This window comes from Kribbella albertanoniae, assembly GCF_004348455.1.
GTDB classification, from domain to species: domain Bacteria; phylum Actinomycetota; class Actinomycetes; order Propionibacteriales; family Kribbellaceae; genus Kribbella; species Kribbella albertanoniae.
The window spans coordinates 46,246-57,093 of record NZ_SMKA01000012.1 but is presented as its reverse complement, the minus strand read 5'-3'; the positions used below and the strand labels follow the sequence as shown (position 1 = coordinate 57,093).

At 69.3% G+C, this 10,848-nt stretch carries 12 protein-coding genes; 1 reads left to right on the top strand and 11 read right to left on the bottom strand.

Annotated features, from left to right (window positions below):
- Positions 1-12 precede the first annotated feature (12 nt).
- The 6 genes from E1261_RS05590 to E1261_RS05565 are packed head-to-tail and all read right to left on the bottom strand — an operon-like array spanning position 13 to position 4,293.
- Positions 13-1,302: a beta-ketoacyl-[acyl-carrier-protein] synthase family protein gene (locus tag E1261_RS05590; protein ID WP_132402875.1), complete on the bottom strand. Its 1,290-nt coding sequence runs from the start codon at positions 1,300-1,302 to the stop codon at positions 13-15.
- Positions 1,299-1,742, bottom strand: a complete 444-nt coding sequence (locus tag E1261_RS05585) for a 3-hydroxyacyl-ACP dehydratase FabZ family protein (RefSeq protein WP_202874322.1) — start codon at positions 1,740-1,742, stop codon at positions 1,299-1,301. The genes E1261_RS05590 and E1261_RS05585 overlap by 4 nt, the downstream gene beginning before the upstream one ends.
- A complete protein-coding gene (locus E1261_RS05580) occupies positions 1,739-3,034 on the bottom strand; it encodes a beta-ketoacyl-[acyl-carrier-protein] synthase family protein (RefSeq protein ID WP_132402872.1) in 1,296 nt (431 codons plus the stop codon). Before E1261_RS05580 ends, E1261_RS05585 begins: the two co-directional genes overlap by 4 nt.
- Positions 3,031-3,483, bottom strand: coding sequence for a hotdog family protein (locus E1261_RS05575; RefSeq protein WP_132402869.1), 453 nt, complete (start codon positions 3,481-3,483; stop codon positions 3,031-3,033). Before E1261_RS05575 ends, E1261_RS05580 begins: the two co-directional genes overlap by 4 nt.
- Positions 3,480-3,881, bottom strand: coding sequence for a holo-ACP synthase (acpS, locus tag E1261_RS05570; protein WP_132402866.1), 402 nt, complete (start codon positions 3,879-3,881; stop codon positions 3,480-3,482). Before acpS ends, E1261_RS05575 begins: the two co-directional genes overlap by 4 nt.
- A gap of 1 nt (position 3,882) precedes the next feature.
- Entirely contained in the window at positions 3,883-4,293 is a 411-nt protein-coding gene (locus tag E1261_RS05565) for an acyl carrier protein (RefSeq protein ID WP_132402863.1), read from the bottom strand.
- A 340-nt stretch (positions 4,294-4,633) separates the two neighbouring features.
- Here E1261_RS05565 and E1261_RS45130 point away from each other — a divergent pair, with 340 nt between their 5' ends.
- The gene (locus tag E1261_RS45130) at positions 4,634-4,783 is read left to right on the top strand and encodes a hypothetical protein (RefSeq protein ID WP_165952381.1); all 150 of its coding nucleotides are present in this window, start codon (positions 4,634-4,636) and stop codon (positions 4,781-4,783) included.
- Positions 4,784-4,822: 39 nt separating this feature from the next.
- Here E1261_RS45130 and E1261_RS05560 read toward each other — a convergent pair whose 3' ends face one another.
- From E1261_RS05560 to E1261_RS05540, 5 genes are all read right to left on the bottom strand, one after another.
- On the bottom strand, positions 4,823-5,371 hold the full coding sequence (locus tag E1261_RS05560) for an RNA polymerase sigma factor (protein ID WP_132402860.1): 549 nt from the start codon (positions 5,369-5,371) through the stop codon (positions 4,823-4,825).
- 108 nt (positions 5,372-5,479) lie between these two features.
- Positions 5,480-7,675: an MMPL family transporter gene (locus tag E1261_RS05555; RefSeq protein ID WP_132402857.1), complete on the bottom strand. Its 2,196-nt coding sequence runs from the start codon at positions 7,673-7,675 to the stop codon at positions 5,480-5,482.
- A gap of 406 nt (positions 7,676-8,081) precedes the next feature.
- Positions 8,082-8,654, bottom strand: coding sequence for a TetR/AcrR family transcriptional regulator (locus E1261_RS05550; protein WP_132402854.1), 573 nt, complete (start codon positions 8,652-8,654; stop codon positions 8,082-8,084).
- Between the two features lie 9 nt (positions 8,655-8,663).
- Positions 8,664-9,527, bottom strand: coding sequence for a helix-turn-helix transcriptional regulator (locus E1261_RS05545; RefSeq protein ID WP_132402851.1), 864 nt, complete (start codon positions 9,525-9,527; stop codon positions 8,664-8,666).
- A gap of 88 nt (positions 9,528-9,615) precedes the next feature.
- Positions 9,616-10,845 (bottom strand): hypothetical protein, encoded by a 1,230-nt coding sequence (locus E1261_RS05540; protein WP_132402848.1) that lies wholly within the window; start codon positions 10,843-10,845, stop codon positions 9,616-9,618.
- Between the last annotated feature and the right edge of the window lie 3 nt (positions 10,846-10,848).

Sequence of the window (10,848 nt, the reverse complement as noted above, 5' to 3'; positions counted from 1 at the left end):
TCCATGGCTGCATCAGGCCGCCCGCAGCGCGACCGCGACGTTCTGTCCCTCGAGGCCGCGCGCCAGCGCGAGTGCCGACCGCACCGGCAGTTGCCGGCCCTCGTTCGGGACCCAGTCCAGGGCGCAGTCCGGGTCGGGGTCGGTCAGGTTGAGGGTGGGCGGGACGCTGCCGTGGTGCACTGTCAGCGCCGCCACGGCGATATTCAGCGCGCCCGCCGCGGCCACCATGTGGCCGACCGCCGGCTTCACGCTGCTGGCCATCACACGGTCCGCCGCAGCGCCGAGCGCCGACCGTAGACCCGTTGCCTCGCTCGCGTCACCCAGTCGGGTGGCACACCCATGGGTGGCCACGTAGTCCGGGCCGTCGGACGTCCAGCCGGCCTCCCGCCCGGCAGCCGCGATGGCAGCCGTCAGTGCGGCGCCGCTGGGTTCCGGCGTTACCAGCCCTCCGATGTCGAAGGCCGATCCCATGCCGCCGATCTCGGCGTACACCCGAGCGCCACGCGCGGATGCCGCCTCGAACTCCTCCAGGACCAGTACGGCGGCACCTTCACCGAGCACGGAGCCCGATCGCTCCCGGTCGTACGGGCGGAACGCGCCGGAGCCCAACTCGTTGCGGTCGGTGAGGACACCGAGGCCGTCCATCTTGGACATGGCCCAGAAGGAGACTCCGGTGTCGAACCCACCGGCCAGCGCTACATCGGACTCCCCGCGGAGCACCGAGCGATAGGCCCGCCCGATGGCGGTGGCGCCCGCGTCGGCGGTGCCGTGGAAATAGGCGTTCGCACCCTTCGCCTGATAGCGCTGCGACGCATAGAAGAGCGACGCGGCCTGCAGGCCCTCGACGTAGAACAGCGGGTAGAAGCTGGACCCCATCCGCTCGCCCAGCACGCTCTCGCGGGCCGAGCCGTCCGGTTCGCGCACCGACAGCGCACCGTCGATCAGGTGCTGGGGGCGGGAGATCTCCTTGTTGCCGCCCAGAAACACCGACAGCCGCTCCGGGTTCAGCGCGGTCAGGTCCGCGCCGCTGTCGTCGACCGCGAGCGAGAGGCCGGCCAACGCCAGTTCGTCCTCCCGGGTGGCGCTGCGCAAGGTGCGGCGCGAGGCGAATCGCGATGGGTCGAAGCCGGTGAGTTCAGCCCCGATCCGGGTCCGAAGTGTGGTGGCGTCGAAGCCCTGGAGCGGGCCGATCGCTGTCCGGCCGCGCATGAGTCCGGACCACGTGTCGGCGTGTCCGGTGCCTAGCGCCGTCAGCAGGCCGATACCGGTCACGGCGACGCGCCGGCCGTTGATCCCGCTCACGCCACGGCTCCCGAGGTCGTGTCCCGCATGACCAGCGAGCCGACCGTGGTGACCGGCTTGCCATCCACGCGGACCTCACCGCGCAAGGTCGACCCGTCACCGTCGGAGCGAACCTCGACACTCAGTTCGGCCACGTCGCCGGGCCGGACGAAGTGGCGGAACCGGATCCGGGTCACGGCGGCGAGCCGCCATCGGTCCGGTCCGCCGTCGCCGGCCAGGACCAGTGCGGCCAGCCGGGCCAGATCGTCGAGGAGGAGCACGCCGGGAACAACCGGGAAACGGGGGAAGTGGGTCGCGAAGATGGCCGTCGTCGCCGGAAAGTTCTTGGTGGCAACGGCGGCGACGCCTGGCCGCAAGGACACCACGGTGTCCAGACCACTGGCGGTGGCGGCCACCGCCAGGTCCATGACCCGGGGCTCGTCGAGCAGCGGTGTGGTCATCGGGGGATCTCCTGTCCTGATCGCGGTCCCGGTCCGGTGACCACGAAGCACGCGTTGGTGCCGCCGAACGCGAAGGCGTTGACCAGTACGGCGCGGACCTGCCTGGCGCGCGCGACATTGGGCACGTAGTCGAGGGTCAGTGCCGGGTCGGGGCGGTCGAGATTGATCGTCGGCGGAACCAACTGCTCACCGATGGCACCGAGCGCGGCGATCAGGTTGAGGCCGGCCGCCGCCGACGTGAGGTGTCCGGCCATCGACTTCGGGGAGCTGACCGACACCTGGGATGCCGAGTCGCCGAACACCTCCGTGATCGCGACCGTCTCGCTGGCGTCGTTGCCGGGCGTGCCGGTGCCATGGGCAACGACATAGTCGATCTCGTCCGGGCGCAGGTCCGCATCGGCCAGCGCATCGCGCATCGCGGTGATCGCGCCACCGCCGCCGGGCGGCGAGTCGGTGATCCGGTACGCGTTCAGGCTGGAGGCGTAGCCGGCGATCTCGCCGAGCACGGTGGCGCCGCGAGCGAGGGCGTGTTCGCGTTCCTCGAGGACGGCGATGACCGCGCCCTCGCCGAGCACGAATCCGTTCCTGCGCACGTCGAACGGCTTGCACGCCCGCTCAGGCTCGTCCGGTGAGTCCTCGGTCAGCGCACCGAGCAGGGCGAACCCGAGAACGTCCATCCAGGTGGTCAGGGCGTCGTACCCGCCGGCAAGCATCATGTCGGCGTCGCCGTCCTGGATCCGCAGGTATGCCTCGCCGATCGCGTGTGCCGCGCCCGCGCACGCCGTACTGACGGAGACGAACGGACCGCGGCAGTCTCCGATCTCCGCCATCACGGCCGGCCCGACGTTCTGGTCGCGCTCGAGGACCTCGGCGGGGGACTGCCGGAAGATCTGGCTGTGCCCGGTCGATTCGAGCAGCCAGGACATGTCGGCCAGTTGCTGCAGCTCGACCCGGCCAACGGTGCCGCCGACGGAGACTCCGCGACGGTACGGATCGGTGCCGGCCAGCGACCCGGCCTGGGCGAGCGCCTCGACCGCCGCGGCCACGCCGTACCCGGCACCACGGGACAGGTAGCGGCGGTGCCGGCGTTCAGGTACGGCGGTCGTCACGTCGAAGTCGGTGACCTGGCCGGCGATCCGCACCGGGAACGTCGATGCGTCGAAGGTACTGATCGTCCGCACCCCACTGCGGCCGTCGGCGAGAGCCTTCCAGGTGCCGGCGGCGTCGTTGGCCAGCGGTGTCACGGCACCGATGCCGGTGACCACGACGCGCCGCCGTTCGTCGCGGCTCATCGGCCGGCCTCCCGCAGCGCGGCGAGCTGGCGGCGTGTCGTCGCCGGATCATCCAGCTCCGCACTGTCGATCAGTGCGCACATGACGTCGGTCGCCTCGAGGACCGTGCGGCCCGCGACCTCGACCACCCCGGACATGACGGCCCGCTCCTCGGACACGGACTCGACCCCCGCGATCACGTCCAGGACGTCGCCGGGCCGGACGGTGCCGAGGAAGCGCGCGTCCGACACCGAGAGCAGGGCGGCACGACGGCGTACGTCGGTGTCGAGCATGACCAGCCAAGCGCCGGCCTGGCACAGGGTCTCCAGGATCAGTGGCGCCGGCATCACCGGGCCGTCCGGCGTCTCCCGCCAGTACGGCTCGGAACGCGAGGTCACCTTCCGCGCCCGGATCGACCGGCCCGGCTCGTAGCCGGTGATCCGGTCGGTCAGGTGAAAGAGCACGATCATTCCTCCTCTTCGTCGTCGCCGCCGGACGTGACGACGACGGCGTGGGCGAGTGCGAAGTCGCCGGTGTGCGACAGCGACACGTCCACCGAGCGGGCTCCGAGGCGCGCGCCGGCCGCGGCCGCCGCGCCGTGCAGCCGCACCACTGGCCGGCCCCACGGCTCGTTGGCGATCTCGACGTCGAGCCATCGCATCCGCGGCCCGAGGCCGGTGCCCAGCGCCTTCAGCACCGCTTCCTTCGCGGCGAACCGGGCGGACAGCCGGCTGACTGTGTTCCGGCGGTCGGCACAGGCACGCAGCTCGCCGGGCGTGAACAGCTCGCCGCCGATGGCCGGCTGCTCCGCGAGCAGCCGGCGCAGCCGCGGCACATGGACGAGATCCACACCGACCCGGATCTCCATCTCAGACCACGGCCGGCGACGTCACCCGGGCCAGCACCAGGTCGACGAGGTTGTCGACGGTGAACAGTCCCATCACGCCCTCAGCCGGCAGTTTGCCGCGCAACGCCTCGACGTCGATCTGCGGCATCACCTTGGCCAGCTGCGCCAGGCCCACATCGGACACGACGCCTTCGGCCGTCCCGAAGTCCTCCTCGGAGATCCCGCCCTGCACGTGCTCGCCGAGATCGGCGGCACTCACCTTGACGCCCAGCGAGCGCTCCAGGCGGAAGAGAATGTCCAGCAGATCGATCGACTCCGCCTCGAGATCGCCGAGCAATGTCGCCTCAGCCACCACGTCTTCGTCCTCGACCCCCAGCGCATCGACCAGCGCCGCGCGCACCGCGTCGAAAACCTCGTCCTTTGCCACCGTCATAATTCCTCCGGGCTCGGTATTCCGAATTGACCGTCATTGACCGCACTGGCGCGGTATGCCGGTAATGACCTGCCCAGGTCTTCCGCTCGGACGCTGCTGGACGCAGAATTTATGTGACCTCGATCACACGCCATTCTCGCGAGAATTCGTTTACTCTCGGTAATACGACAGTGACGGATACGAACCCATTCACAGCGCATCCAGCCCCTGCGGTGTACCGTTCGAAGCAGTGCCCGGCGCCCCCGCCGCGGGCGCGACCGGGCGACGTCGTCGACCTCGCCCGCGCACCATTTCCTCTGCCCGGCCCCGGCCGGCGGACCTACCGCGAGGAGGCGCCACCATGGACGACTCCGCAGTACCCGTGGAACATCCGGAACACCAGGACCCGGCGCCCGCGGGCGACGACCTCATCGACGAGCTGCGTGATCTGCTCGGCCGCGTGCCGCCCCAGGTGATCGAACGGGCCGACGACGCCCGCCATCCCGGCTAATCAACTCAGTCGGCTGATCCGCTCAGCCGGCTGATCCGCTCAGTCGGTCTCGTCCAGCAGTGCCCGCAGGTGGGCGATGCACCGGTTCCGCAACGGCCCGACCGAACTCGCCGAGACCTCCAGATCCGTGGCGACCTGCTCGTACGTGCGGTTCTCCACGAACAGCGAAAGCATGTGCTGGCAGCGTGGCGGGAGCGCGAGCAGCGCCCTGGAGAGCTGGTCGTCGCGATGCTCGGCCAGCACGTGGCCCTCGACCGACTCGGCCTCATCCGGAATTCGGACCAGTGCGTCGGGGCTCCAGGCCAGGGCGTGGCGGGAGGCAGCGTTCAAGTGCCGCAGCGACTCGCGCTTGGCGATCACCGACAGCCACTCGGTCAGCCGGGCGGGATCGCGCAGACCGGGCAGGTTCCGCCACAGCCGCATCCAGGTCGCCTGGCTGACGTCTTCGCTGTCGGCCGCGCTCAGGCGGTGCGCCCGGGCGATCGACCACACCAGCGGCGCGTATCTGATCACGAGATGGTGCCAGGCCTGCTCGTCGTCGTTGAGGCAGGCCGTCACCAGATCAGTCGTCGTCGAGTACCTTTCCACTGTCCCCCCAGAACATCTCCGCTGTTCCCCGAGATCGGCTGACGACCGGCGGCGCCCCCGCCGCCCGGATCGTCATCGATCCCCGCCCCACGCGGGACGCAAGTACGGTCATGTGGTGCCGGTCACCACCTCGGCCGGACGCGGCGCGGCGTCGGGCGCGGCCTCGGCCGGCTCGTCCTCGCGGAACCCGTGCCGGTCCCACCAGCGCCGCATCGGCGCCGGTGCCCACCAGCATCGGGGTCCCAGGATCCGCATCGTCGCCGGCACCAGCAGTGCCCGCACGATCGTCGCGTCCACGACGATCGCGACGACGAGGCCGACCCCGACCATCTTGATGAAGGTGACCCCCGAGGTCGCGAACGCGCCCACGACGACCACCAGCAACAGCGCCGCCGCGGTGATGATCTTCGCGGTCTTCTGGACGCCGGTGGCGATCGACTCGACGTGATCGCCGGTGCGGTCCCACTGCTCCCTGATCCTCGAGACCAGGAACACCTCGTAGTCCATCGCCAGGCCGAAGGCGATCGCGATCATCAGCACCGGCATCGTCGCGTCGACCAGGCCGGTCGGGGTGAAGCCGAGCGGTCCGGACAGATGACCGTCCTGGAAGATCAGCACGATCGCGCCGAAGGCCGCCGACAGCGAGAGCAGGTTCATCACGATCGACTTGATCGGCAGGACCAGCGACCCGAAGGCGAGGAAGAGCAGCACGATCGAGACCAGGCCGACGAACAGGCCCATCCAGGGCAGCCGCGCGCCGACACTGTCGAGCAGGTCCGTGAGCGCGGCGGGGCCACCGGTGAACAGCGCCTCGCCACCGGCCGGCGGCGGCAGCGCGCGGAGCGCGGTGAGCAACTCCATGCCCTCGCCGGACTGGGGTTCGGCCGCATACCGGATGCTCAGGGCGGCCGTGTCGCCGCCTGCGCCGACCGGGTCGACGCCGTCGACACCCGGAACTGCCGCCAGGGCATCGCTGAATTCACCCAGGGCCGCCTTGCCTGCTTGGCTCTCCACCGGGTCGGCCAGTGTCACCGCGACGGTGATGGCCGCGCTGGGATCGGTCGGGAAATCCTTGCCGAGCGCCTCGGCCACCACGCGGGCCTCGGTGCCCTCGGGGAGCACCCTGGCGTCAGCCGTGCCCCAATCGACGCGCAGGAACGGCAGGCCGAGCGCGAGCAGCACACCGACGACGCCGATGGTCACCACGCCTCGCCGGCGCATCACGGCGTGGGCGATCCGGTACCAGCGCTCGCCATCGGCGGCGGCCGCCTTCCGGGGTGACGGCAGGCGCCAGGAGTCGATCCGGTGGCCGATCACGACCAGCAGCGCCGGCAGGACCACCAAGGCGCCGAGCAGCGCGAACAACACGGTCGCCACACCGCCGATGCCCATCGAGCGCAGGAAGATCTGCGGGAAGAACAGCAGGCTCAGCAGCGACACCGCCAGCGTGAGGCCCGAGAAGGCGACGGTGCGGCCGGCCGTACGCATGGTCCGGATCACCGCCTCGGTCGGGGTGGCGCTGGTCGGCAGCTCCTCGCGGAACCTGCTGACGATGAACAGCGCGTAGTCGATCGCCAGGCCGAGCCCGAGCATCGTGACGAGGTTGATGGAGAACACCGAGACGTCGGTGATCATGGTGACCAGCCGCAGCGCCACGAACGACCCCATGATGCACAGGGCGCCGACGGCCAGCGGCAGCAGCGCCGCGACCGCGCTGCGGAAGATGATCACCATGAGCAGCAGCAGGATCGGCATCGCCAGCAGTTCGGCCCGGGCGATGTCGCCCTTGATCTGGCCGTTGATCTCCTGGCCCATCGGCACCGGGCCGCCGAGCTCGACGTCCAGCCCGCGAGCCTCCAGCAGGCCGGACACCTCGTCGTACGAGTCCGCGCGGGTGGCGGCGTCGCCGCCCTTCAACTGGATCGCGACGTAGGTGGCGGCGCGGTCGGCCGAGACGAACGCCGGCGAACCGGTTGAGTAGTAGGACCGCACCGCGGTGACGGCGCCGGACGCCGCCAGGTTGTCGGCCACGGTGGTGACAGCCGACTTGTACGCCGGATCGTCCACCTTGGCGTCGTCGCTGCGGTAGAGTGCGAGAACGTCGACCGCTGTCCGGCCGACCGCACCTTCGATGGTGGTTCTCGCCCGGACGGACTCGCTGTCCGGATCGTCGAAGCCGGCCTCACCACTGAGCGAGCCGAAGACGCCCGTTCCCCAGACGATACCGACGAGCACCAGGATCAGGGCTCCAGCGAGCACCGCCCAACGCCGTCGAGTGGTCGCCCGCCCCAAGAATGTGAACATGACCCAGCCTCCCCTTGCCCACGTCGGTGTGACCGCCGCGAGCGCCGCCCCAGATGAGATGTAACTGGCCTTTACACTAGTGCGTCACAAACCCCGTTCCAAGTGAAATCCAAAAGCAGCACCAGCTTCGACTGTTGTCATTACATGACCATCGCCGAAACGCTGGAAATGACCGTCGGCAATGCCTTCGGGCGTCCGCGCAGGCGGACTCCTCAGGCGGATGAGAGCGCACCGGAAATCGAAAAACTCTCATTTATTCGCGGGTCGGCCTATTGCTGCCAGGAGACCCCCGACGAGTTCCCTTCCGGGCCGAGTGTTGCAGCCGGCCGGGTCAGCGGGAGTGGTTATCACCAGATCGCAAAGGGTTCCGGCGGCTTGCCGAGCGGGGGCTTCGGGCACGGCCGAACTAGCCGTCGGTGGGTGCGATGCCGCGGAGGAATACTGCGCGCTGCTCGGCGGCCGCACGCGGCCAGTCGGCCACGTTCGACATCGGTTGGGCGAGCATCGCACCGAAACGCACCACGGTGCCCGCATCGACGTCCGCACGGACCGAACCGTCGCGATGTCCGCGCTCGAGGATGGCAGTCATCGTCCGGTGCATCTCCGCTCGTAGCTCGGCCGACTCGGTGCCTTGGCTCATCGGCGCTCCGTGCAGCGGCAGCACCAACTCGTCGCGACGATCGAACGTGCGATGCAGGAAGCGGCTGATCGCGTCGTGACCGGTGCTGCCGGAGCTCAGCGCGTCCTTCGCCTCCGCCAGGATCAGGCGGTAGGCGCGAACGGCCATCGCCTCGAGCAGCGCCTGCCGATTGGGGTAGCGGCGGTACAGCGTCCCGACGCCGACTCCTGCCTCAGCGGCAATCTGTTCCATCGGCACGAACTTGCCCTCGGCCAGCCCCACGCGGACCGCCGCTGCGATGAGCCGCTCGGCGTTCTCAGCGGCGTCCTTGCGCAGCTTGCGGGGTCGCGGTGTGGTCATCAGCGTGGATCAAACGTGCTCTGGAGACGTCGCCGGTGACTGGTCGTCGCGTCCCTCCATGGTGGTGAGCAGCTTGAGCTTCGCCTCGCTCGGGGAGCCGGGGGTGGCGGTGAAGACCAGCAGTTCTTGAGCCTGGTCGGCGTCCAGTAGCGGCTGGCAGTAGAGCTCCAGCTCGCCCAGTTCGGGATGGCGATAGCGCTTGAGGTCGTGGTGATGGGTGACATCGATCTCGTGCCTGCTCCAGACCTCGGCAAACTCGGGGCTGACGTCCAGGAGTGCGGCGACGATCTCGCCTGCTCTGCCATGGGGGTCGGCGGTGTAGGCGGCCCGGATGTCGACAGTGAAGACCCGTCCACGCAGTGCGTGATCTTCTGGCGCATACAGTTCGCGGGCAGCTGGGTCGGTGAACCACCGATACACCAGGTAGCGCGACATCCCGCTGAACCTGGTGTAGTCACCCAGCAACGCGACGGCCGGGCGGGTCTGCAGCAGTGTCTCGCCGAATCGGGACATCACGAGCGCGGGTGTGTCGGACAGGCGGTCCATGATGCGCATCATGGTCGGGCTGATGTGGTCATCGCGCAGCACCCGCCGCGGTGCCGGATGGCCGCCCAGTCCGAACAGATGGTCGCGTTCGCTCATGGTCAGCCGCAGTGCTCGGGCCAGCGCGGCCAGCATCTGCTCCGAGGGCACCGGGCCACGCTGCTGTTCCATCCGGCTGTAGTAGTCGGCCGACATCCCGGCCAGCGCGGCGACCTCTTCGCGACGCAGACCACCCGTCCGGCGCCGGGCTCCGCGCGGAAGCCCGACATCCTCAGGTTGCAGCGCCGTACGACGCGCGCGGAGAAAGTCCGCCAGCAACTCCCGGTCCATGATGTCCAACCTCCTGCGCTCGTCCGGACAGTAGCGGAGGATTTCGTCCGGTTGAGTAGGTTCGGTCAGAGTACCGGAGAGCCGGCTGTTACAGCCTGAACGGGTTGGCGACGGTCGCGGCGAGCAGGTACCAGGCGGTGGCGCCGGTGTGCAGGGAGGCGTAGTACAGGTCTCCGAAGCCGGTGTCGAGGCCGTCGCTGGATGCGGCGACGATGCCCTTGCCGTCGTTGTTGGGCGCGCGCAGCTGGGCATCGCGCAGGCTGGCCAGGTAACTGGCGATGCGTGCGCTGTCGCCACTGGCCTGTCGCAGGTTGAGTGCGGCAACAAGGTGGGCGGTGCCCTCGAACCAGACCTTGCTGGTGTCGGTGTTGCTGAAGCTGATCCCGGTGAAACCGTTGTCGGACGCGGTGAGGTTGGCGATCGTCCAGTCGACGGCCTGGCTGTAGCGGGCGTCCTTGGTGGCGAGGTAAGCCCAGGTCTGTACGTCGGCCGGGATCGGGGTGCGGTTGATGGTCACGCCGTCGGGGTTGGTACCGGTCCAGATCATCCGTCCGGGGTTGTCCCACATCGCCTGGACAAAGCTGAACGCCTGCTGGGATCGGGTCAGCCAGACCTGGTTGCCGGTCTGCTGGTGGAGCATCGCAAAGAATGCGCCGATGTCGATGTTGTGCTCGGTGGCCTTGAAGGTCATCGGCTGATCGTCAGCGTTCCGGCCGCCGGTGTAGCCGGGGATGCCGGCGCCCGACCAGGTCTTGGACTGGATCCAGTTGGCCGCGGTGAGAGCGCCGGTCAGGTACTTGTTGAGGCCGGTCGACTTGTAGAGGTGGCACAGCGCCATCCCGACCCACGCCTGGTTTCCGCTGTACGCCGCGGGGGAGCCGATGTACGGGCTGCCGTCGGGGGTGATCAGCGGGTTCGGCTGGTACGACGCTCTGGTGCGGCCGTCGCCGATCGGGTCGTTCGCCTGGAGATAGAGCATCACGTCGCCGAGCATCCTCGCGCGCGCCATCTGAGCGGGCGACCCGTCCTGGATGAGAGCGATGATGGTCGGCGCGTCGTCGTACAGGAATGAGGAGACGAAGTTGATCCCGGCGAAGTAGCCACCGGTGTAGCTCTGCGGGACGCGCAGGGTGGTGCCGGCGCCGTACTGGTCGATTTTCTGGGCCAGGAAGGCGAAGGCGTCCGCGACCGACGCCTCGGTCGCGCGTCGGGTGCATCGACTGGCGGGGCCTGAACCAGCGTGTGCCGTGGTGGGGATCGCGAGCGCTGTGCCGAGGGCAGCGATGCTGCCGAGGACGGTACGGCGGGACGGGGTCATGGT